The organism is Vibrio ostreae (assembly GCF_019226825.1).
In the GTDB taxonomy this organism is placed as follows: domain Bacteria; phylum Pseudomonadota; class Gammaproteobacteria; order Enterobacterales; family Vibrionaceae; genus Vibrio; species Vibrio ostreae.
The window spans coordinates 2,765,523-2,787,910 of the sequence record NZ_CP076643.1 but is presented as its reverse complement, the minus strand read 5'-3'; the positions used below and the strand labels follow the sequence as shown (position 1 = coordinate 2,787,910).

The 22,388-nt window shown below is 51.6% G+C and carries 13 protein-coding genes, 6 tRNA genes and 3 rRNA genes; 3 read left to right on the top strand and 19 right to left on the bottom strand.

Annotation, left to right across the window (positions count from 1 at the left end):
* Positions 1 to 35: 35 nt before the first annotated feature.
* From KNV97_RS18945 to KNV97_RS18885, 13 genes are all read right to left on the bottom strand, one after another.
* A complete protein-coding gene (locus KNV97_RS18945) occupies positions 36 to 1,418 on the bottom strand; it encodes a multicopper oxidase family protein (RefSeq protein ID WP_136487256.1) in 1,383 nt (460 codons plus the stop codon).
* Positions 1,419 to 1,584: 166 nt separating this feature from the next.
* Positions 1,585 to 1,661: transfer RNA gene (locus KNV97_RS18940), tRNA-Trp, on the bottom strand.
* An 87-nt stretch (positions 1,662 to 1,748) separates the two neighbouring features.
* Positions 1,749 to 1,825 (bottom strand) — tRNA-Asp (locus KNV97_RS18935).
* A 79-nt stretch (positions 1,826 to 1,904) separates the two neighbouring features.
* Positions 1,905 to 2,020, bottom strand: a 5S ribosomal RNA gene (rrf, locus tag KNV97_RS18930).
* Positions 2,021 to 2,119: 99 nt separating this feature from the next.
* A 23S ribosomal RNA gene (locus tag KNV97_RS18925) occupies positions 2,120 to 5,010 on the bottom strand.
* A 331-nt stretch (positions 5,011 to 5,341) separates the two neighbouring features.
* Positions 5,342 to 5,418, bottom strand: a tRNA-Val gene (locus KNV97_RS18920).
* Positions 5,419 to 5,430: 12 nt separating this feature from the next.
* Positions 5,431 to 5,506: transfer RNA gene (locus tag KNV97_RS18915), tRNA-Ala, on the bottom strand.
* 32 nt (positions 5,507 to 5,538) lie between these two features.
* Positions 5,539 to 5,614, bottom strand: a tRNA-Lys gene (locus KNV97_RS18910).
* 20 nt (positions 5,615 to 5,634) lie between these two features.
* Positions 5,635 to 5,710 (bottom strand) — tRNA-Glu (locus KNV97_RS18905).
* A 68-nt stretch (positions 5,711 to 5,778) separates the two neighbouring features.
* Positions 5,779 to 7,331 (bottom strand): 16S ribosomal RNA (locus KNV97_RS18900).
* Together the 16S, 23S and 5S rRNA genes with 6 tRNA genes alongside form the textbook arrangement of a ribosomal RNA operon.
* Before the next feature lie 493 nt (positions 7,332 to 7,824).
* Positions 7,825 to 8,349, bottom strand: coding sequence for a menaquinone-dependent protoporphyrinogen IX dehydrogenase (hemG, locus tag KNV97_RS18895; protein ID WP_218562576.1), 525 nt, complete (start codon positions 8,347 to 8,349; stop codon positions 7,825 to 7,827).
* A 10-nt stretch (positions 8,350 to 8,359) separates the two neighbouring features.
* Positions 8,360 to 9,817 (bottom strand): TrkH family potassium uptake protein, encoded by a 1,458-nt coding sequence (locus tag KNV97_RS18890; protein WP_136487704.1) that lies wholly within the window; start codon positions 9,815 to 9,817, stop codon positions 8,360 to 8,362.
* Positions 9,818 to 9,849: 32 nt separating this feature from the next.
* Positions 9,850 to 10,473 (bottom strand): YigZ family protein, encoded by a 624-nt coding sequence (locus KNV97_RS18885; protein ID WP_136487705.1) that lies wholly within the window; start codon positions 10,471 to 10,473, stop codon positions 9,850 to 9,852.
* A gap of 227 nt (positions 10,474 to 10,700) precedes the next feature.
* Between KNV97_RS18885 and fadB the strand changes: the two genes are divergently transcribed.
* Both fadB and fadA read left to right on the top strand, forming a co-directional pair.
* Positions 10,701 to 12,869: a fatty acid oxidation complex subunit alpha FadB gene (fadB, locus tag KNV97_RS18880; RefSeq protein ID WP_218562575.1), complete on the top strand. Its 2,169-nt coding sequence runs from the start codon at positions 10,701 to 10,703 to the stop codon at positions 12,867 to 12,869.
* Positions 12,870 to 12,898: 29 nt separating this feature from the next.
* Positions 12,899 to 14,062 (top strand): acetyl-CoA C-acyltransferase FadA, encoded by a 1,164-nt coding sequence (gene fadA / locus KNV97_RS18875; RefSeq protein WP_218562574.1) that lies wholly within the window; start codon positions 12,899 to 12,901, stop codon positions 14,060 to 14,062.
* A 134-nt stretch (positions 14,063 to 14,196) separates the two neighbouring features.
* Here the strand turns inward: fadA and punR are convergent, their stop codons facing one another.
* On the bottom strand, positions 14,197 to 15,102 hold the full coding sequence (gene punR, locus KNV97_RS18870) for a DNA-binding transcriptional activator PunR (protein ID WP_218562573.1): 906 nt from the start codon (positions 15,100 to 15,102) through the stop codon (positions 14,197 to 14,199).
* A 154-nt stretch (positions 15,103 to 15,256) separates the two neighbouring features.
* On the opposite strand from punR, the gene punC reads away from it, so the two are divergent.
* The gene (punC, locus tag KNV97_RS18865) at positions 15,257 to 16,459 is read left to right on the top strand and encodes a purine nucleoside transporter PunC (protein WP_136487709.1); all 1,203 of its coding nucleotides are present in this window, start codon (positions 15,257 to 15,259) and stop codon (positions 16,457 to 16,459) included.
* 82 nt (positions 16,460 to 16,541) lie between these two features.
* Here the strand turns inward: punC and glmU are convergent, their stop codons facing one another.
* The 5 genes from glmU to atpA form a co-directional block, all read right to left on the bottom strand.
* Complete coding sequence (gene glmU, locus KNV97_RS18860; protein WP_218562572.1) at positions 16,542 to 17,903, bottom strand: bifunctional UDP-N-acetylglucosamine diphosphorylase/glucosamine-1-phosphate N-acetyltransferase GlmU; 1,362 nt, start codon at positions 17,901 to 17,903, stop codon at positions 16,542 to 16,544.
* A 148-nt stretch (positions 17,904 to 18,051) separates the two neighbouring features.
* The gene (locus tag KNV97_RS18855) at positions 18,052 to 18,474 is read right to left on the bottom strand and encodes a F0F1 ATP synthase subunit epsilon (protein WP_136487711.1); all 423 of its coding nucleotides are present in this window, start codon (positions 18,472 to 18,474) and stop codon (positions 18,052 to 18,054) included.
* Between the two features lie 18 nt (positions 18,475 to 18,492).
* Positions 18,493 to 19,896: a F0F1 ATP synthase subunit beta gene (gene atpD, locus KNV97_RS18850; RefSeq protein ID WP_136487712.1), complete on the bottom strand. Its 1,404-nt coding sequence runs from the start codon at positions 19,894 to 19,896 to the stop codon at positions 18,493 to 18,495.
* A gap of 34 nt (positions 19,897 to 19,930) precedes the next feature.
* The gene (gene atpG / locus KNV97_RS18845; RefSeq protein WP_136487713.1) at positions 19,931 to 20,797 is read right to left on the bottom strand and encodes a F0F1 ATP synthase subunit gamma; all 867 of its coding nucleotides are present in this window, start codon (positions 20,795 to 20,797) and stop codon (positions 19,931 to 19,933) included.
* A gap of 43 nt (positions 20,798 to 20,840) precedes the next feature.
* Positions 20,841 to 22,382 carry a F0F1 ATP synthase subunit alpha gene (gene atpA, locus KNV97_RS18840; protein WP_136487714.1) on the bottom strand — a complete coding sequence of 514 codons (1,542 nt, stop codon included), beginning with the start codon at positions 22,380 to 22,382 and terminating at the stop codon, positions 20,841 to 20,843.
* Positions 22,383 to 22,388 lie beyond the last annotated feature (6 nt).

Here is a 22,388-nt window from a genome sequence, read left to right as displayed (position 1 = left end):
AACAGCCGATTTTAAAAAAGTTACAGGAGTCACATCTAGACCACTTCAATATAGCCCATCAGCCCGGTATGCATATGCTCTATCACATGACAGTGATACATCCAGCGTCCCGGGTTATCAGCCACAAATGCCGCCTTGGCGCTACCATTCTTGCCCAGTAACACGGTATCGGTATGAAACGGCTCTTTAACAGGCTGACCATTAAGTTCAATCACGGTAAAGGTATGACCATGCAGGTGAATCGGATGGTGATACTGAGTAACATTGCGCAGGTTAAAAATATAGCTTTTACCGCGCGTCAGCGTCGCAAGCGGCTTAGGAATATTACCGGCACTCATCCCTTCCCAGGCGCGTTTATTGATCAACCAGAAATCCGGTACCGCGTTTCCGGACTCATCTGCGGGTGTCACCGCCCCTTCCCACTCAAAGACAAAATCGATCTCTTCGGCACGATATAAGTCCACTTCAGGAATCGGATTTAATGGCAGACGGGGAATCGATTTCTCCTCAGCCAGCCAGGATTCCTGACTGACAAACTCACACAGCGGAAACGCAAATTTACCTTTCATCTGGCGAATGTAAACCGTCTGCCCGGCGGCTGGTGCAATGAAGGCGATATCCAGGCGCATCCCCGGGCCCATCTTGTGTTCTTTGAGTAAATACGGGGTAGTAATCGGGTTGCCGTCAATCGCCACGATCCAGGCATCGACGCCTTGCACCGCTATCGGATAGGTGATGGTGTTGTCAACATTGGCGATACGCGCTCGCACGGTTGCATTGTGCTTAATCGGGTACTGGGGGTTATGCTGCCCGTTAACCGTACCCCACTCGCCAGGAGTCCCCATACGAGCACTGTAGCGTGGAATCATACGCTGTTTCCACTGCCCCTGCTTATCGATGTGCCAGTGTTTCAGCATCAGGGAAAACTCCTGATCAAACACAACCGGATCCGCTTCTTCCACAACCAGCATACCAACTAGCCCCATACCCAGCTGATTGACACTGTTCATATGCGGGTGATACCAGAAAGTCCCCGCATCCGGCGGAGTAAACTCATAGGTAAAAGTCTCACCCGGCATAATCGGAGCCTGACTCAGGAAAGGGACGCCATCCATCGCAATCGGTATACGCAAACCATGCCAGTGAATGGTCGTCGGTTGGTTCAGTTTGTTAGTGAAATGGATGGTCACCTTTTTACCCTGCCGACAACGAATCGTCGGCGCCGGAATGGAACCATTGAAACCGAGGACGTCGGTCTGATAACCGGGAACCAGCTCAGCGGTAGCGGGTTGTGCGGTCAGGTGATACACATAACTGTCTTCGTCTGAACTAAGACGCAGCAAAGAGCATGCTGGCAACGCCGCTCCAATTCCAATCGCCGAACCGAATTGCAGCAAGCGGCGCCGAGTGAGTTCCATAACCATTCCTGATAAATATAACCTTGATATTGGTAATAAAACTGATTGGCCACAAAATGTAAATGACCGGACGCAGAAATATGCCAGATATGGGGAGTAGATTGGATAAGTATTTGTGCTTCTAAACGTAAAAAAGCCCCAGCATTACTGCTGAGGCTTCTTAATATGGCAGGGGTGGAGAGATTCGAACTCCCAACACGCGGATTTGGAATCCGCTGCTCTGCCAATTGGAGCTACACCCCTAGAAATAGGTACCCAAATTGTCTCTGGCAGATTATGAAACACCAGATTTGAGAAAACCCTAGCATTGCTGCTAGGGTTTCGAATAAGTGGCGGAGCGGACGGGACTCGAACCCGCGACCCCCGGCGTGACAGGCCGGTATTCTAACCAACTGAACTACCGCTCCGCATTGGTCAGACTATAAAAGTCTTTTTCATTTTTTGCTTTGAGCTTTTGCTTAAAAAAACTCAAAACAAGAAGTTAAAGCCTGGCGATGTTCTACTCTCACATGGGGAGGCCCCACACTACCATCGACGCTGTTTCGTTTCACTTCTGAGTTCGGAATGGAGTCAGGTGGGTCCAAAACGCTATGGTCGCCAAGCAAAATTTTAAAATTCGGAAAGCTGTTCTTTCGAAAAAGGTTCTCTTTACACATTCAATGTACTGGTCATTGAGTCCATCAAAACCCCTTGGGTGTTGTATGGTTAAGCCTCACGGGCAATTAGTACAGGTTAGCTCAACGCCTCACAACGCTTACACACCCTGCCTATCAACGTTCTAGTCTCGAACAACCCTTTAGGACACTTAAAGTGTCAGGGAAGACTCATCTCAGGGCTCGCTTCCCGCTTAGATGCTTTCAGCGGTTATCGATTCCGAACTTAGCTACCGGGCAATGCGTCTGGCGACACAACCCGAACACCAGAGGTTCGTCCACTCCGGTCCTCTCGTACTAGGAGCAGCCCCCTTCAATCTTCCAACGCCCACGGCAGATAGGGACCGAACTGTCTCACGACGTTCTAAACCCAGCTCGCGTACCACTTTAAATGGCGAACAGCCATACCCTTGGGACCGACTTCAGCCCCAGGATGTGATGAGCCGACATCGAGGTGCCAAACACCGCCGTCGATATGAACTCTTGGGCGGTATCAGCCTGTTATCCCCGGAGTACCTTTTATCCGTTGAGCGATGGCCCTTCCATTCAGAACCACCGGATCACTATGACCTGCTTTCGCACCTGCTCGAATTGTCATTCTCGCAGTCAAGCGGGCTTATGCCATTGCACTAACCTCACGATGTCCAACCGTGATTAGCCCACCTTCGTGCTCCTCCGTTACTCTTTGGGAGGAGACCGCCCCAGTCAAACTACCCACCAGGCACTGTCCTCGAACCGGATAACGGTCCAGAGTTAGAACATCAAACATACAAGGGTGGTATTTCAAGGACGGCTCCAACGCAACTGGCGTCACGTCTTCAAAGCCTCCCACCTATCCTACACATGTAGGTTCAATGTTCAGTGCCAAGCTGTAGTAAAGGTTCACGGGGTCTTTCCGTCTAGCCGCGGGTACACTGCATCTTCACAGCGATTTCAATTTCACTGAGTCTCGGGTGGAGACAGCGTGGCCATCATTACGCCATTCGTGCAGGTCGGAACTTACCCGACAAGGAATTTCGCTACCTTAGGACCGTTATAGTTACGGCCGCCGTTTACCGGGGCTTCGATCAAGAGCGTCGACCGAAGTCTAACCCCATCAATTAACCTTCCGGCACCGGGCAGGCGTCACACCGTATACGTCATCTTACGATTTTGCACAGTGCTGTGTTTTTAATAAACAGTTGCAGCCACCTGGTATCTGCGACTTCCAATAGCTCCATCCGCAAGGGACTTCACCGTCAGAAGCGTACCTTCTCCCGAAGTTACGGTACCATTTTGCCTAGTTCCTTCACCCGAGTTCTCTCAAGCGCCTTGGTATTCTCTACCCGACCACCTGTGTCGGTTTGGGGTACGATTCCTTACAATCTGAAGCTTAGAGGCTTTTCCTGGAAGCATGGCATCAATGACTTCATCACCGTAGTGACTCGACATCGTGTCTCAGCCTTATAGAGAGCCGGATTTACCTAACTCTCAAGCCTACGCACTTGAACCTGGACAACCGTCGCCAGGCCCACCTAGCCTTCTCCGTCCCCCCCATCGCAATTGTAAGAAGTACGGGAATATTAACCCGTTTCCCATCGACTACGCCTTTCGGCCTCGCCTTAGGGGTCGACTTACCCTGCCCCGATTAACGTTGGACAGGAACCCTTGGTCTTCCGGCGAGGAGGTTTTTCACCCCCTTTATCGTTACTCATGTCAGCATTCGCACTTCTGATACCTCCAGCATGCCTTACAGCACACCTTCAACGGCTTACAGAACGCTCCCCTACCCAATACGATAAATCGCATTGCCGCAGCTTCGGTTTACAGCTTAGCCCCGTTACATCTTCCGCGCAGGCCGACTCGACTAGTGAGCTATTACGCTTTCTTTAAATGATGGCTGCTTCTAAGCCAACATCCTAGCTGTCTGAGCCTTCCCACATCGTTTCCCACTTAGCTGTAATTTGGGACCTTAGCTGGCGGTCTGGGTTGTTTCCCTCTCCACGACGGACGTTAGCACCCGCCGTGTGTCTCCCGGATAGTACTTACTGGTATTCGGAGTTTGCAAAGGGTTGGTAAGTCGGGATGACCCCCTAGCCTTAACAGTGCTCTACCCCCAGTAGTATTCGTCCGAGGCGCTACCTAAATAGCTTTCGGGGAGAACCAGCTATCTCCGAGTTTGATTGGCCTTTCACCCCTAGCCACAAGTCATCCGCTAATTTTTCAACATTAGTCGGTTCGGTCCTCCAATTGATGTTACTCAATCTTCAACCTGCCCATGGCTAGATCACTCGGTTTCGGGTCTATATCCAGAGACTGAACGCCCAGTTAAGACTCGGTTTCCCTACGGCTCCCCTAAATGGTTAACCTTGCCACTGAATATAAGTCGCTGACCCATTATACAAAAGGTACGCAGTCACACCACGAAGGTGCTCCTACTGCTTGTACGTACACGGTTTCAGGTTCTATTTCACTCCCCTCACAGGGGTTCTTTTCGCCTTTCCCTCACGGTACTGGTTCACTATCGGTCAGTCAGGAGTATTTAGCCTTGGAGGATGGTCCCCCCATGTTCAGACAGGATAACACGTGTCCCGCCCTACTCGATTTCACTGAACATACGCTGTCGGCTACGGGGCTATCACCCTGTTTCGCGGTCCTTTCCAGAACCTTCACCTGACGCATATAAAGCTTAAGGGCTAATCCAATTTCGCTCGCCGCTACTTTCGGAATCTCAATTGATTTCTTTTCCTCGGGGTACTTAGATGTTTCAGTTCCCCCGGTTCGCTTCATTAACCTATGTATTCAGTTAATGATACCTGCTTATGCAGGTGGGTTTCCCCATTCGGAAATCGTAGACTCAAGTGGCTCTTACTGCCTCATCTACGCTTATCGCAAGTTAGTACGTCCTTCATCGCCTCTGACTGCCAAGGCATCCACCGTGTACGCTTAGTCACTTAACCATACAACCCGAAGGAGTTTCGAGTTGATGAACCAAGTCACCAAGGTTTCGTTGTCTCTCATTATTTGAATGAGCGAGAGACATGTCGATTTTGCCGGACTCAATTTTGAAACTTGTTAAACAAGTTTCTACCAAGCACACTTGAATGTGTTGTTGGTGTATTCCAGTTCGGAATACATTGAGAACTTTACAAATAATGTTTCGTTTACGAATAAACAAAAGATTATTTTGTCAGCTTTCCAAATTGTTAAAGAGCAAGATTCGTATCTCTGATGAGATGAACCATGTTTAAGAGCACTGATTTCTTCTTTATGAAGGAATGCGCTTAAAGATGGTGGGCGATACCGGGTTCGAACCAGTGACCCCCCTGCTTGTAAGGCAGGTGCTCTCCCAACTGAGCTAATCGCCCATTATTCAAGAATGGTGGAGCTAAGCAGGATCGAACTGCTGACCTCCTGCGTGCAAGGCAGGCGCTCTCCCAGCTGAGCTATAGCCCCAAGTCTTGAGTTTTAATTCCTAATGGAAGGAATGGTGGGTCGTGCAGGATTCGAACCTGCGACCAATTGATTAAAAGTCAACTGCTCTACCAACTGAGCTAACGACCCCTTTTTATTTCACAAGGAAATGGTATCCCGTAGGGGAGTCGAACCCCTGTTACCGCCGTGAAAGGGCAGTGTCCTAGGCCTCTAGACGAACGGGACACTAAGATACTCTTCTTTATCTAAACCGTATCAATCTGTGTGAACACTCATCGCAATAATCATTCGTATAAGGAGGTGATCCAGCGCCAGGTTCCCCTAGCGCTACCTTGTTACGACTTCACCCCAGTCATGAACCACAAAGTGGCAAGCGTCCTCCCGAAGGTTAAACTACCTGCTTCTTTTGCAGCCCACTCCCATGGTGTGACGGGCGGTGTGTACAAGGCCCGGGAACGTATTCACCGTGGCATTCTGATCCACGATTACTAGCGATTCCGACTTCATGGAGTCGAGTTGCAGACTCCAATCCGGACTACGACGCACTTTTTGGGATTCGCTCACTTTCGCAAGTTGGCCGCCCTCTGTATGCGCCATTGTAGCACGTGTGTAGCCCTACTCGTAAGGGCCATGATGACTTGACGTCGTCCCCACCTTCCTCCGGTTTATCACCGGCAGTCTCCCTGGAGTTCCCGACTTTACTCGCTGGCAAACAAGGATAAGGGTTGCGCTCGTTGCGGGACTTAACCCAACATTTCACAACACGAGCTGACGACAGCCATGCAGCACCTGTCTCTCAGTTCCCGAAGGCACAAGACTGTCTCCAGTCTCTTCTGAGGATGTCAAGAGTAGGTAAGGTTCTTCGCGTTGCATCGAATTAAACCACATGCTCCACCGCTTGTGCGGGCCCCCGTCAATTCATTTGAGTTTTAATCTTGCGACCGTACTCCCCAGGCGGTCTACTTAACGCGTTAGCTCCGAAAGCCACGGCTCAAGGCCACAACCTCCAAGTAGACATCGTTGACGGCGTGGACTACCAGGGTATCTAATCCTGTTTGCTCCCCACGCTTTCGCATCTGAGTGTCAGTATCTGTCCAGGGGGCCGCCTTCGCCACCGGTATTCCTTCAGATCTCTACGCATTTCACCGCTACACCTGAAATTCTACCCCCCTCTACAGTACTCTAGCCTGCCAGTTTCAAATGCAATTCCGAGGTTGAGCCCCGGGCTTTCACATCTGACTTAACAAACCACCTGCATGCGCTTTACGCCCAGTAATTCCGATTAACGCTCGCACCCTCCGTATTACCGCGGCTGCTGGCACGGAGTTAGCCGGTGCTTCTTCTGCAGCTAACGTCAAACGAATGCGCTATTAACACACCCGCCTTCCTCACTGCTGAAAGTACTTTACAACCCGAAGGCCTTCTTCATACACGCGGCATGGCTGCATCAGGCTTGCGCCCATTGTGCAATATTCCCCACTGCTGCCTCCCGTAGGAGTCTGGACCGTGTCTCAGTTCCAGTGTGGCTGATCATCCTCTCAGACCAGCTAGGGATCGTCGCCTTGGTGAGCCCTTACCTCACCAACTAGCTAATCCCACCTGGGCATATCCTGACGCGAGAGGCCCGAAGGTCCCCCTCTTTGGCCCGAAGGCATTATGCGGTATTAGCCATCGTTTCCAATGGTTATCCCCCACATCAGGGCAATTTCCCAGGCATTACTCACCCGTCCGCCGCTCGCCGCCCTTAACGTTCCCCGAAGGTTCAGTTAAGTCGCTGCCGCTCGACTTGCATGTGTTAGGCCTGCCGCCAGCGTTCAATCTGAGCCATGATCAAACTCTTCAATTTAAGATTTTGTTCGGCTCAATGAATACTGACTTCAAATTACCTTAGTAATTCAAAGCTATTACCATTCCAACAGAATGGTAATGAATTGACTGTGCTCGAATGATTGCTCATTCAAATTGGTCACTCAGTTCATTGATACCTAAGTTGATTCTTTAGAATCATCTTCGATTATCATCAACGAGTGCCCACACAGATTGATAGGTTTATATTGTTAAAGAGCGTTGCTTATTGAGGTCTTCCTCTCAAAGCGGACGGCCATTTTAGCGAGTTAAGTTTTAGTGTCAACCACTTTTTTCAAAACTTTTTCATCAATTTTGATGATGCTTGGTAACCGTCTAAACCCGGAAGCGCTTCTTGCGAACTGTTCCCGTGTCAGTGAGGCGGCATTATAGGGAGCAACCAGAATTTGGCAATAGTTTTTTTGCCATTTTTTATTACTTTCTTGCCGTTCGTATAAAAAGACGTCAATAAGCCGCAAATCTACCCGTTTGGTTTACATGTTTTTAAACTTTTTCGCGAATTGAGTCACTTTTTCCCAATTGGTGTACTCGACTTCTTTACTGGTATCCGTTTCGCCACCGGTCATCGTCATTATCAGACGAATCATCATTTTATCGAACCAGCGGTAGCGAGGGTAATAGAGAGCACCGGCAAACACCCCAATCACCTCGGGCTGCCAAGGGGACTTCTTAAGGAAGGTCTGAACATAGACACTACCTTGCGGGGTATCTTTACCCTGGTCTTCTTTACGGGCGGTCAGATTAACACAGAAGAAAGCGGCATCAGCGCGTTGTAATGGTGTAAGATTGCGTTCGATGAACTGATACAGTTCCTTATTAAAACGGCCATAACGAATTGAGGCTCCGATCAGCACTTTGTCGTACGCGGCCCAGTCCACTTCCCCGGTTGTGTGCAGGTCTGCAATCTCGCATTCTATTGGTGCAAGCTGAGTAGCAATTCGCTCGATGATTTTTTTCGTCTGCCCTTCACGGCTGGAATAAAGCAACAGTGCTTTCACGATTCTATCCTTAGCTGCGCCAGAAAGTCGGCGTCAGCAGTATCAATAAGGTAAATATTTCTAAGCGGCCGAATAGCATCGACACAATCAGGATCCACTTGGCGGTATCGTTCACATTGGCAAAGTGGACTGAGACTTCTCCCAGTCCAGGCCCTAGGTTATTCAGTGTGGCCGCCACCGCAGCAAAAGCGCTCAGTTCATCCATACCGGTTGCTATCAAAGCCAGCATACACACCACAAACACCAGCGCGTAAGCCGAGAAGAACCCCCACACCGCATCGACAACCCGTTGTGGCAGTGCACTGTCTCCGATTTTAATATGATAGATGGCGCGCGGATGGACCAGACGTTTCATTTCCCGGGCCCCTTGCAGAGTAAGCAGAAAAACCCGGATGACCTTCATCCCCCCACCGGTCGAACCGGCACAGCCACCGATAAAAGAGGAAAACAGTAACAGGACTGGTAAGAACAGCGGCCAATCAGCAAAGCCGGTGGTGGTAAATCCGGCGGTCGTTGATATCGACACGGTCTGAAACAGTGCCTGATCAAAAGCGTCGTACAGAGAGTCCGTTGAGTGATGTTTCAACAGCATGAGGAAACAAACCGCAAACAGGATAAACTGAATCACAATAAAGGCGCGGAATTCGGGATCGCGCCAATAATACTTAGGATGCACCCCGCCGGTTGAAAATGCCGCATAGTGCAGAGTGAAGTTACAGGCAGAAATAAGCAGGAACACCACAGTGATCATGTTGATGGCGTAACTGTCGAAGTAACCGATGCTGGCGTCATGGGTAGAGAAGCCACCGATAGCGATGGTAGAGAAGCTATGACAAATGGCGTCAAACAGCGTCATCCCGGCCAGCCAGAATGAACCCGCACAGGCAATGGTTAGGCTGAGATAAATGTACCACAGCGCTTTGGCCGTTTCGGCAATGCGTGGCGTCACCTTATTATCTTTCACCGGGCCGGGAATCTCAGCCCGGTAAAGCTGCATACCACCGATGCCAAGTACCGGCAGAATAGCCACCGCCAAGACAATGATCCCCATTCCGCCGAACCATTGCAGAAACTGGCGATAGAACAGAATGGCTTTGGGCAGACTGTCGAGTCCGACGATCACTGTCGCACCGGTGGTAGTCAAAGCAGAAAACGATTCAAAGAAGGCGTCCGTGACCGAAACATTGGGCGTATCAGCCAGCAGGAAAGGCAGTGAACCGGCACTGCCGATAACGGTCCAGAACAGAACCACGATCAGAAAGCCGTCACGGGATTTTAATTCATGCCGATAGCGCCGGTTAGGCCACCAGAATAGGCCTCCGCACAGCAGCAGCACAAAAAATGTCGAGACAAAAGGCACCCCGGCACCATCACGATAGATCAACGCCACCAGCGCCGGCGCCAGCATGGAGACACTAAACAGAGCGAGCAGCAGCCCGACGATTCGAATTATTGAACGAAATTGCATTAACAGACTTACGAAGCAGCGCTTCTGACTTCCTATTCGTTATCCATACGAGTAACAAGAATTTTAGCCCCACTCTTGTTAATAAGGCTTTGGGTGAACGCATCTACGTTGAGGAATTCCAGCTCCACCACCAATTGAACACTTTCATTATATTGTGACTGCACTTCGACCGCCTCGAACTGACTCATCACTGACTGCGCCAGAGCCACTAATCCGTAGTCTAACGTCAGGCGTAACTTTGTGGTGATTTTTTTCTCAATTGTTTGAAGCAACTTAAGTGCCTGTTGCACTCCGCCGCCATAGGCTTTGACCAAGCCACCGGTACCAAGGCGAATACCACCATAATAGCGCGTCACCACCGCCGTCAATTCACCCACGCCGCAACCGGACAACTGGGCCAAAATAGGCTTCCCCGCGGTACCGGATGGTTCACCATCATCACTGAATCCCCACAACATGGAATCTTGTGGTCGTCCGGCCACGAAGGCCCAACAGTTATGACGGGCATCGCTATGCTGAGCTTTAATCTGTTCAACAAAGGTTTTAGCCGCCTCAATCCCCGGCGTATGCGCCAGATAGGTAATAAAGTGGCTTTTCTTGATTTCCTCTTCAGACTGCACCGGAGCGGCGGGAATGAAATAGGGCTGAACGTTCATAACTCTCACTCTGTGATGAAAAGGCCGGCCAGTGTAACACGAGCTCAGTAAAAATGACCTAGGATTGGTATGAGCGCACAATGTTAAACAGTTGTTTAAAAAATGTATTGAAATTAACCAGTCCCGGGTTCACACTAAAATTACTGGTCTAACCAGAACAAAATAACAACTGAGTACCCAGAACACTCTCACACACAATCACCGATTGTATGTCACGGAGATAGACAATGATTTACCAAGCCAACACCCTACAGGTAAAGGAATTACAGGACGGTATTGCCGAGCTTACCTTCTGCGCGCCGCAATCCGTTAATAAACTTGACCTTGCTACCCTGCAATCGTTAGATGAAGCGTTAGATGTGCTGCATGCCACCGCTGGTCTAAAAGGCCTAATTCTCAACTCGGACAAAGACGCTTTTATTGTCGGGGCCGACATCACCGAATTTCTCGGCCTGTTTGCCAAACCGGAAGCCGAGCTCGACCAGTGGCTGCAATTTGCCAACCGCATTTTCAATAAACTGGAAGATCTGCCCGTACCGACGCTGTCAGCCCTGACCGGCTTCACGCTCGGTGGTGGATGTGAGTGTGTACTTGCTACCGACTTTCGCATTGGTGACAAAACCACCAGCATCGGGCTACCAGAAACCAAACTGGGTATCATGCCCGGTTTTGGCGGCACAGTGCGCCTGCCGCGCTTGATCGGTACCGACAGCGCGATGGAAATCATTACGCAGGGTAAAGCGTGCCGGGCAGAAGAGGCTCTCAAACTGGGTCTGCTGGATGCGATTGTCGACCGTGATCAGCTCATCAGCTCAGCTCTGGCTACCCTGACTCAGGCCATCCACGAGAAACTGGACTGGCAGGCTCGCCGGGCACAAAAGATGGCGCCACTCAGTTTAAGTAAAACCGAAGCCATGATGAGCTTTACCTGCGCCAAGGGCATGGTCGCTCAGGTTGCCGGCCCGCATTATCCGGCCCCGATGGCCGCCGTCACCAGCATAGAACAGGCAGCAGCTTGTCAGCGTGATGAAGCACTGGCGATTGAACGCCAGCATTTTATCCAGTTAGCCAAATCCCCGCAGGCTGCCGCGCTGGTCGGTATCTTCCTCAACGACCAGTACATTAAAGGCCTGGCTAAACAATCCGCCAAAGCGGCAACCCGACAGACCGAGCGCGCGGCGGTGCTGGGGGCCGGCATCATGGGTGGCGGCATCGCATATCAGTCGGCGACCAAAGGCGTACCGGTCGTGATGAAAGACATTGCCCAGCACTCACTGGATCTGGGTATGACCGAAGCGTCCAAGCTACTCAATAAACAGCTGGAACGCGGTAAGATTGACGGTTTCAAGATGGCCGAGATTCTGGCCTCCATCACCCCCAGCCTGCATTACGCCGGCATAGAACAGGCCGATGTCGTGGTCGAAGCTGTGGTGGAAAATCCTAAGGTCAAAGCCGCGGTTCTGAGCGAAGTGGAGCAGCAGGTCGACAATGCAACCATCATCACCTCCAATACCTCGACCATTCCAATTAACCTGCTGGCCAAATCGCTGCAGCGCCCGGAGAATTTCTGTGGCATGCATTTCTTTAACCCGGTCCATCGCATGCCACTGGTTGAGATCATTCGCGGCAAGCATACCTCAGATGACACCATCAACCGGGTCGTCGCATACGCCGCTAAAATGGGCAAATCCCCCATCGTGGTTAACGACTGCCCAGGGTTCTTCGTCAACCGGGTACTCTTCCCTTATTTTGCTGCTTTCAGCCTGCTGCTGCGTGACGGCGCCGACTTCACCCAAATTGATAAAGTGATGGAGCGCCAGTTTGGCTGGCCAATGGGCCCGGCTTACCTGCTGGACGTTGTGGGTATCGATACCGCTCATCATGCCCAGGCCGTGATGGCGGAAGGCTTCCCGCAACGCATGGGCAAAACCGGTCGTGATGCCATTGATGCGCTGTACGAAGCGGAAAAGTTTGGCCAGAAGAATGGCAGCGGCTTCTATCAATACAGCCTGGATAAAAAAGGCAAACCGAAAAAATCATTCTCGCTCGAGATCATGCCGTTGCTGGAAACCGTGTGCGGCGAACGCAGCGAACCCGCAGCACAGACCATCATTGAACGCATGATGATTCCGATGATCAACGAAGTGGTGCTGTGCCTGCAGGAAGGCATTGTCGCCTCAGCCGCAGAAGCGGATATGGCGCTGGTCTATGGCCTTGGTTTCCCGCCTTTCCGCGGCGGTGTATTCCGTTATCTGGACAGCCTGGGGCTGGACACCTATATCGCTATGGCGGAGCAGTACCAAGAGCTGGGTGCGCTGTATCAGGTGCCGCAATTGTTGCTGGACAAAGCAGCCCGTGCTGAGAGCTTTTATCCGGCTCCCTCTGCCCGTTCGTGATTACGTCGATTTGCACAAGGAATAACAGAATGAAAAATGTAGTGATTGTAGATTGCCTGCGCACACCGATGGGACGCTCCAAAGGCGGCGCCTTCCGCCACCAGCGCGCAGAAGATTTATCCGCCCACCTGATGAAAGGCCTGCTGGCACGTAACCCTGCGGTTAATGCACACGCTATCGAAGACATTTACTGGGGCTGTGTGCAACAGACACTGGAGCAGGGTTTTAATATTGCTCGTAATGCCGCTCTGCTGGCCGGGTTACCGATTGAAGTCGGCGCCGTCACGGTGAACCGTCTGTGTGGTTCTTCGATGCAGGCGCTGCACGATGCCAGCCGTGCGATCATGGTCGGCGATGCTGATATTTGCCTGGTCGGCGGCGTGGAGCACATGGGCCATGTACCGATGACTCATGGCGTTGATTTTCATCCCGGCTTATCGAAACAGGTCGCTAAAGCGGCCGGTATGATGGGCCTGACGGCAGAGATGCTGGGTAAACTGCACGGTATCAGCCGTGAGCAACAGGATGCCTTTGCTGCCCGCTCCCACCAGCGCGCGCACGCAGCCACACTGGAAGGTCGCTTTACCAATGAGATTCTGCCTACCGAAGGGCATGCACCAGATGGCACCCTATTCATGCTCGACAGTGATGAAGTGATTCGTGCGGAAACCACGACCACCAGTCTGGCGGAGTTGCGCCCGGTGTTTGACCCAGCCAATGGCACAGTCACGGCTGGCACTTCTTCGGCGTTATCAGATGGCGCCTCGGCGATGCTGATCATGAGTGAGGACAAAGCGATAGAGCTGGGACTGACTATCCGAGCCCGGGTCAAGTCAATGGCCGTCGCCGGCTGCGATCCATCCATCATGGGCTACGGCCCGGTACCGGCGACCAAAAAAGCGCTGCAGCGGGCCGGACTGACTATCGATGACATTGATTTAGTCGAGCTCAACGAAGCGTTTGCCGCCCAGGCTCTGCCATGCGCCAAAGATCTCGGCTTGCTGGATAAAATGGAGAGCAAGGTCAACCTCAATGGCGGCGCGATCGCTCTCGGCCATCCGCTGGGTTGCTCCGGTACCCGTATTTCAACCACACTGATTAATCTGATGGAAGCCAACCATGCCAAATATGGTCTGGCAACCATGTGTATCGGTCTTGGCCAGGGCATAGCCACCATTTTTGAACGCCCGTAGTCGCTACTGGTACTGAAATTGGAATACGTGCGCGGCCAAACCCGGTCGCGTGCTAGCTGGCATGATGATTCCAGCCCCGCTCGCCAAGAGCGGGACTGGGTTTTCTGGCCTGGCTTAGTGTGTCCTGACCTGGCTCAATACGCCTGAAGCCAGTCGCGGTAAAGCTGCTCACTACTGCCGAGGTAGTCGACCATCCAGCCAATCAGTTTATGGTTGTCCTCTTTACGCCACACCAGACAGCACTGGCTGAGTGGCTTGTGATCCGTCAAATCACGCTCCACCAGCTCACCGCTGGCGAGCAGGCCCTGCGCCATATGGCGCGGCATATAGCCGACTCCAAGCCCGTTTTTAAGACATTCGATCGCACTGTGCCAGTTGGGCAGCAGCAAACGGCGCTGCTGCGGATAATGGCTGGTATGCCGTTTCGGCAACACACTGGACGTATCATCGAGACAAATCGCAGCAAACTGACTGACAAAGGCCTCACTCAGCTCCGGCTCACGGGCACAAGGATGGTCTCTGGCAACGACAAAAGCCCAGTCAAGCACGCCCATATCACGCACTTCAAAGTCGCCCCCGACCGGCACAGCAGAAGTGGCGCCGATCACCACATCCGCCCGGCCCTGAGCGATCGCTTCCCAGGATCCATTAAACACTTCCATGTTGATTTGCAGCTCAGCAAATTCAAAGCGGCGATAAAACTCTTCGATCATAGCTTTAAGTGGATCCAACTTAACCACGTTATCCAGCGTGACCTTCAGTGTGGCCTGCCAGCCACGCGCCGCGCGCCGGGTTTGTGCCTTGACCTCTTCCATCTGACGCAGTAACAGCCGCGCCTCGGCCATAAACAGTTCCCCAGCCGGTGTCAGTTCCACCTTGCGCGGCAGGCGCCGAAACAAGACCACTCCCAGTTCGCTCTCGACCTGACGCACCCCGTAGCTGATCGCCGAGGGGACTTTATGCAGTTGCTCGGCGGCCGCAGTGAAGCTCCCCAGCCTGGCCACCGTATCGAGCATCTCCAGTGAAGACTTTGCAAACATCACGCCCTACCTTTCAAAAAATTTGACTGATAACTAATAAATTTCGCGTTTCATTTTATCTTAAAGCAAAAATAGAATGGCAGCTTCGATAAATCCTGCATAACAACTCAACAGACAGGATAAATTTCAGTTAATTTTTTTGATGGGAATAAGAATGAAAGTATCGTCATGGCAGCTGTTCTATCTGGCTGCACTTTCTATGCTCGGCTTCGTTGCCACTGACATGTATCTGCCCGCCTTTAAGCTGATGGAGCAGGACTTTGCCACCGGACCAGAACAGATTGCGCTGTCACTGACGGTCTTCCTGGTCGGCATGGCATCAGGTCAGCTGCTGTGGGGCCTGGCCAGCGATAAGTTTGGTCATCGTAATACCCTCATCAGCGGCCTGCTGCTGTTTGCTCTGGCGTCTGCCGGTCTGGCCTGGAGCGATCAGGTGTGGCAGCTGCTCAGCCTGCGCTTTATGCAGGCGATTGGTGTCTGTGCACCAGCGGTGATCTGGCAGGCCATGGTGATCCAGCGCTACCCGAGCAAAACCAGCCAACAAATCTTTGCCACCATTATGCCGCTGGTGGCGCTCTCTCCGGCGCTGGCCCCGCAGCTGGGTGTGGTGCTGACCGATCACTTTGGCTGGAACAGTATCTTTATTGTCCTGGCCTCGATAGGTCTGGTACTGGCGGTAAGTACGGGCTTACAAACCAACACCGCGCCCGAAGCAAAGACCACCTCAGTCGGGCAAGATATCAAAGCGCTACTGCGCAGCCGGACTTATACCGGTCACGTTTTGATGTTTGCCACCGCGTCCGCAGCGTTTTTTGCCTACCTGACCGGGATGCCGGAAATCATGGCCCAACTTGGCTATGATGCGCGCGATATCGGCCTGAGCTTTATTCCGCAAACCATCGCCTTTATGACCGGTGGCTATCTGGGTAAATGGTGTGTACGCCAATACGGTGATGAGCGGGTTCTGAAACAACTGCTGGCACTGTTTACTGTGGCCACGCTGCTAGTATTTATTGCTTCGCAGTGGCTACTGACCTCTATCTGGCCAATCTTGGCACCGTTCTGCCTGATTGCGGTCGCCAATGGCGCTCTGTACCCGATTGTGGTCAACCGCGCCCTGGCAAGTGCCAAACAGAGCCCGGCAACGGCAGCAGGACTGCAAAACAGCCTGCAGATTTGTGTCTCCAGCCTGGCCAGTGCTCTGGTGGCTGCGCTGGCCAGCCAGGCCCAACTGGTTACTGGCGTAGCTATTCTGGTCTGTATGCTCGGTCTGTGGAGCGGCTACTGGCTGGCTAACCGCGCCAAGCATGATGAGTTCACAGCGGCGGACCATGCCCGTGTCGCCGAAGAGAAGTAATCGTCTTTAACTCTCTGCTGATGGCGACCACAAAAAAGCCTGCATTATCATGCAGGCTTTTTTTATATCAATCAGCGATGAATTATTTTTTCTTCACCGGACGCTGCCAGCCAGAAATTTTCTTCTCTTTAGCGCGAGTAATCACTAACTCACCAGCGGCCACATCACGGGTTAATGTGGTGCCCGCGCCAATTGTCGCTCCGTCGGCAATCACGACCGGTGCCACCAGCTGGCTGTCAGAGCCGACAAATACATCATTCCCGATCAGGGTTTTGTGCTTGTTAGCACCGTCGTAGTTACAAGTAATAGTACCGGCACCAATATTGGTGCGCTGGCCAATTTCCGCATCGCCCAGGTAGGTCAGATGGTTGGCTTTTGATCCCTGACCCAGACGGACATTTTTCATTTCAACGAAATTACCAACATGAGCATCGTTGTGCATTTCCGCGCCCGGACGCAGACGGGCGAACGGGCCAACGGTACAGTCTTCACCGACCGTGGCACCTTCAATCACGCTGTATGGGCGAATCACAGTGTTATCGTCGATTTCACAATCTTTCAGAATCGCACCGGCACCAATCACAACGTTGTTGCCGATCGACACATTACCTTCGATGATCACATTCACGTCGATTTCGACGTCGCGCCCGCACTGGATAGTACCACGCAGATCAAAACGGGCCGGGTCACGCAGCATCACGCCCTGCTCCAGCAATGCCTGAGCCTGAGCGGACTGGAAAGCACGCTCAAGACGCGCCAGTTGAATGCGATCATTAACCCCTTCCACTTCCGTTGCGCTGGCGGCGTGCACCGCCTCAATGATACGGCCATCCGCGTGCGCCGCCGCGATCACGTCAGTCAGGTAGTATTCACCCTGAGCATTATTGTTGTTAAGGCCAGACAGCCAACGTTTGAGATCGCGGCCGGTTGCCACCATCACACCGGTATTAATTTCGCGGATCAGCTTCTGCTCTTCAGAGGCATCTTTCTGCTCCACAATGGCCACCACCTGACCGTCCCGGCGCACAATACGTCCATAACCGGTCGGGTTGTCCAGCTCAACCGTCAGCAGACCAATCCCACCTTCCGGCTGGGCATCGAGCAGACGCTCCAGGGTCTGTGGCGAAATCAGCGGCACGTCACCGTACAACACCAGGATTTTTTCATCATCGGCAAACTGAGCCGATGCCTGATCAACCGCATGACCGGTCCCCAGCTGCTGGGCCTGCAAAACCCAGTTGACCGACTCCTGAGCCAGTGTCTGCTGCATTTTGTCGCCGCCATGGCCGTACACCAGATGAATATTCTGGGTTCCCAGTGAATGACACGTATCAATCACATGTTTCACCATTGGCTTACCGGCCAGAGTATGCAGCACTTTCGGCAGCTCCGAGTGCATGCGTGTTCCCTTACCAGCGGCAAGGATCACTGCGCTAAATTTCATGTTGTACCTGTCTGACGTTTTAATAAAAAGAACTGACCGCATTTTAGCGGCTTACTATAGGCGTGTTAAATGATTGGGTTAAATTTCTGATAAAAAATAAGCAAAAAGGCGACCCTGAGGCCGCCTTTTGTCATCACATCGCTAAAGATTAACGACGTTTTTTCGTCAACTCGATCACTCGAAGCTGAGCAATGGCTTTAGCCAGTTCACTGGCCGCTTGTGCGAAGTTCATATCGCCGTGCTGATTCTGGATATTCTCCTCAGCGCGACGCTTAGCTTCTGCTGCCTTCGCTGCGTCTAGGTCTTCACCACGAATTGCAGTATCAGCCAGCACAGTCGCTGTGCCAGGCTGAACTTCAACAATACCACCAGAAACATAAATAATTTCTTCGTGGCCGTGCTGTTTCACAATACGCACCATACCAGGCTTAATAGCGGTCAGCAGCGGTGTGTGGCCATGGAAAATACCTAGCTCACCTTCGCTACCGGTCACCTGAAATGTTTCCACTAGGCCAGAGAAGATTTTCTTCTCAGCACTGACTACATCCAGATGAAAGGTTATTGCTGCCATATCGCCTCCTAGTTAGCCTTATAGCTTCTTCGCATTCTCTAGAGCTTCGTCGATTGCACCGCAGTACATGAACGCTTGCTCTGGAACGTCGTCGTAGTCACCAGCTAACAGGCCTTTAAAGCCACGCAGAGTTTCTTTCAGTGGTACGTAGGTACCCGGGTCGCCTGTGAAGACTTCCGCTACGTGGTAAGGCTGAGTCAGGAAACGCTCAATCTTACGTGCACGAGATACCACGCGCTTGTCTTCTTCAGACAGCTCGTCCATACCCAGAATCGCAATGATGTCTTTCAGCTCTTTGTAGCGCTGCAGAGTCTGCTGAACGCCACGCGCAATGTCGTAGTGCTCCTGACCAACAACCAGTGGATCCAGCTGACGTGAAGTCGAATCCAGTGGGTCGATCGCAGGGTACAGACCCATAGATGCGATGTTACGGTTAAGTACAACGGTTGCATCCAAGTGCGCGAAAGTCGTCGCTGGTGACGGGTCGGTCAAGTCATCCGCAGGTACGTATACCGCCTGTACAGACGTGATAGAACCTTGCTTGGTTGACGTGATACGCTCCTGCAGAACACCCATCTCTTCAGCCAGTGTTGGCTGGTAACCTACCGCTGATGGCATACGACCCAGCAGAGCCGATACTTCAGTACCCGCAAGGGTATAACGGTAAATGTTATCGATGAACAGCAGTACGTCACGACCTTCGTCACGGAAGCGCTCAGCCATAGTCAGACCAGTCAGAGCAACACGCAGACGGTTACCCGGTGGCTCGTTCATCTGGCCGTAAACCATTGCTACTTTTGATTCTTCCGGCTTCTCGATGTTTACAACACCCGCTTCCTGCATCTCGAAGTAGAAGTCGTTACCCTCACGAGTACGCTCACCTACACCGGCAAATACAGACAGACCTGAGTGTTGCAGTGCGATGTTGTTGATAAGTTCCATCATGTTAACGGTCTTACCTACACCAGCACCACCAAACAGACCGATCTTACCACCTTTAGCAAATGGACAGATCAGGTCGATAACTTTAACCCCTGTTTCCAGGAGTGCAGTCTCGTTTGATTGCTCTTCGTAGCTTGGTGCTGCACGGTGGATTGAGTAAGACTCTTCCGCACCGATCTCACCACGCTCATCAATCGCATCACCCAGAACGTTCATGATACGACCTAGGGTTTTAGTACCTACTGGTACTGAAATTGGAGCACCGGTATTTACTACTTCTACTCCACGACGTAAACCATCAGAGCTACCCATTACGATACAACGAACTACGCCACCGCCTAGCTGTTGCTGAACTTCAAGAACCAGACGTTCTTTGGAGTCCGTTACGTTTAGAGCGTCGTATACCTGAGGTACATCGCTCTGCGGGAACTCTACGTCGACTACCGCACCGATGATCTGTACGATCTTACCTGTAGCCATCGTTAATCCTCTAAACTGTTTGTTTTACCTAAGCTTAAACCGCTGCCGCACCACTTACGATTTCCGACAGTTCCTGTGTAATCGCCGCCTGACGGGCTTTGTTGTACACCAGTTCCAGTTCGTCAATCAGGTTGCTCGCGTTGTCCGTCGCAGCTTTCATCGCAATCATTCGAGCCGCTTGCTCACAAGCAAGGTTCTCAACCACACCCTGATAAACCTGAGACTCTACGTAGCGCAGCAGTAGCGCATCCAGCAGAGGTTTTGGTTCAGGCTCGTAGATGTAGTCCCATGAATGCTCACGCTTGACTTCTTCGCTTTCCGATTTAGGCAAAGGTAGTAATTGATCGATCTTTGGTTGTTGTACCATGGTGTTTACAAATTCGTTGAACACCACGTACAGACGATCCAATTCGCCGTTATCATATTTCTTCAGCATCACACCGACCGAGCCGATCAGATCTTCCAGTACCGGGGTATCCCCCAGACCAGACACCTGAGCCGCTACGCGCGCGCCGCTGTTTTTGAAGAAAGCGGTTGCTTTTGAACCGACAATCGCCAGTTCAACTTCAACACCTTTCTCCTGCCAGGTTTGCATATCTGTGATGGCTTTCTTGAACAAGTTAACGTTCAAACCACCACACAAACCACGGTCTGTAGAAACAATGATGTAACCAACACGTTTCGCTTCACGCTCTTCCAGATACGGATGACGGTATTCCAGATTTGCATGAGCGACATGACCGATCACTTTACGCATAGTTGTTGCGTATGGACGGGAAGCTTCCATCGCTTCTTGCGAGCGACGCATTTTTGAAGCTGCCACCATTTCCATCGCTTTCGTAATTTTCTGAGTGCTTTTTACACTACCGATTTTATTACGTATCTCTTTTGCGCCGGCCATCGTTACTCTCCATTAGTTGGTGGCAAAGAATGCCACCGACCTATTACCAAGTTTGGGTTGCTACGAAATCATCAACCAGCTTCTTCAGCTGAGCTTCGATTTCATCGTTATATGCACCCGTCTGGTCGATTTGCGCTGCAAGTTCAGCGTATTGCGCGCGAGCAAACGATAGTAGGGCTGCCTCGAAATCCAGAACTTTTGACAGTTCTACATCATTCAGGTAACCACGCTCAGCTGCGTAGATAGTCAGAGCCTGATCAAAAACAGACATTGGAGCGTACTGTTTCTGTTTCATCAGTTCAGTTACTTTCTGACCATGGTTCAGCTGACGTTTAGTCGCATCGTCAAGATCCGATGAGAACTGTGCGAATGCCGCCAGCTCACGGTATGCAGCCAGAGCGGTACGGATACCACCAGACAGCTTCTTAACGATTTTCGTTTGCGCCGCACCACCTACACGCGAAACTGAAATACCTGGGTCAACCGCCGGGCGAACACCCGCGTTGAACAGTTCAGTTTGCAGGAAGATCTGACCATCGGTGATAGAGATAACGTTGGTCGGTACGAATGCAGATACGTCACCAGCTTGAGTTTCGATGATAGGCAGAGCAGTCAAAGAACCGGTCTTACCTTTCACTTCACCGTTAGTGAAACGTTCTACGTACTCAGCACTGACACGAGCAGCACGCTCTAGCAGACGTGAGTGGAGGTAGAATACGTCACCAGGGAAAGCTTCACGGCCCGGTGGACGACGTAGCAGTAGAGAGATCTGACGGTAAGCTACCGCTTGTTTAGATAGATCATCATAAACAATCAGTGCGTCTTCGCCGCGATCGCGGAAGTATTCACCCATTGCACAACCCGCGTAAGGCGCCAGGTATTGCAGTGCAGCAGATTCAGAAGCAGACGCGACAACCACGATAGTGTTTTGCAGTGCGCCGTGCTCTTCCAGTTTACGTACCACGTTGGCGATAGTCGATGCTTTCTGACCGATCGCTACGTAGATAGAGTAAATACCTGAATTTTTTTGGTTGATGATCGCATCGATCGCCATCGCTGTTTTACCAGTCTGGCGGTCACCGATAACCAGCTCACGCTGACCACGGCCGATTGGAATCATCGAGTCCACTGATTTGTAACCAGTTTGAACTGGCTGGTCAACAGATTGACGGTCGATTACACCAGGTGCAATCACTTCTACTGGAGAAGTCAGTTTCGCATCAATCGGACCTTTACCGTCGATTGGTTCACCCAGAGTGTTAACCACACGACCCAGCAGTTCAGGACCTACCGGTACTTCAAGAATACGACCAGTACCAGTTACTTTATCGCCTTCCTTCAGGTTGGCGTACGGGCCCATTACTACCGCACCTACCGAGTCACGCTCAAGGTTAAGTGCTAGTGCGAAAAGGCCACCCGGTAATTCAATCATTTCACCCTGCATCACGTCCGCTAGGCCGTGAATTCGGATAATACCATCGCTTACCGAAACGATAGTACCTTCGTTGCGAGCTTCACTAACAACGTTGAAAGATTCAATACGCTGTTTAATTAGATCGCTAATTTCCGTGGAATTAAGTTGCATGCTCCA

Bases quoted from the DNA above. Each gene is read 5' to 3' on its own strand.
- KNV97_RS18945 (WP_136487256.1), bottom strand. From the start codon at position 1,418: ATGGAACTCACTCGGCGCCGCTTGCTGCAATTCGGTTCGGCGATTGGA.
- KNV97_RS18890 (WP_136487704.1), bottom strand. From the start codon at position 9,817: ATGCAATTTCGTTCAATAATTCGAATCGTCGGGCTGCTGCTCGCTCTG.
- KNV97_RS18885 (WP_136487705.1), bottom strand. From the start codon at position 10,473: ATGAACGTTCAGCCCTATTTCATTCCCGCCGCTCCGGTGCAGTCTGAA.
- fadB (WP_218562575.1), top strand. From the start codon at position 10,701: ATGATTTACCAAGCCAACACCCTACAGGTAAAGGAATTACAGGACGGT.
- fadA (WP_218562574.1), top strand. From the start codon at position 12,899: ATGAAAAATGTAGTGATTGTAGATTGCCTGCGCACACCGATGGGACGC.
- punR (WP_218562573.1), bottom strand. From the start codon at position 15,102: ATGTTTGCAAAGTCTTCACTGGAGATGCTCGATACGGTGGCCAGGCTG.
- punC (WP_136487709.1), top strand. From the start codon at position 15,257: ATGAAAGTATCGTCATGGCAGCTGTTCTATCTGGCTGCACTTTCTATG.
- glmU (WP_218562572.1), bottom strand. From the start codon at position 17,903: ATGAAATTTAGCGCAGTGATCCTTGCCGCTGGTAAGGGAACACGCATG.
- KNV97_RS18855 (WP_136487711.1), bottom strand. From the start codon at position 18,474: ATGGCAGCAATAACCTTTCATCTGGATGTAGTCAGTGCTGAGAAGAAA.
- atpD (WP_136487712.1), bottom strand. From the start codon at position 19,896: ATGGCTACAGGTAAGATCGTACAGATCATCGGTGCGGTAGTCGACGTA.
- atpG (WP_136487713.1), bottom strand. From the start codon at position 20,797: ATGGCCGGCGCAAAAGAGATACGTAATAAAATCGGTAGTGTAAAAAGC.
- atpA (WP_136487714.1), bottom strand. From the start codon at position 22,382: ATGCAACTTAATTCCACGGAAATTAGCGATCTAATTAAACAGCGTATT.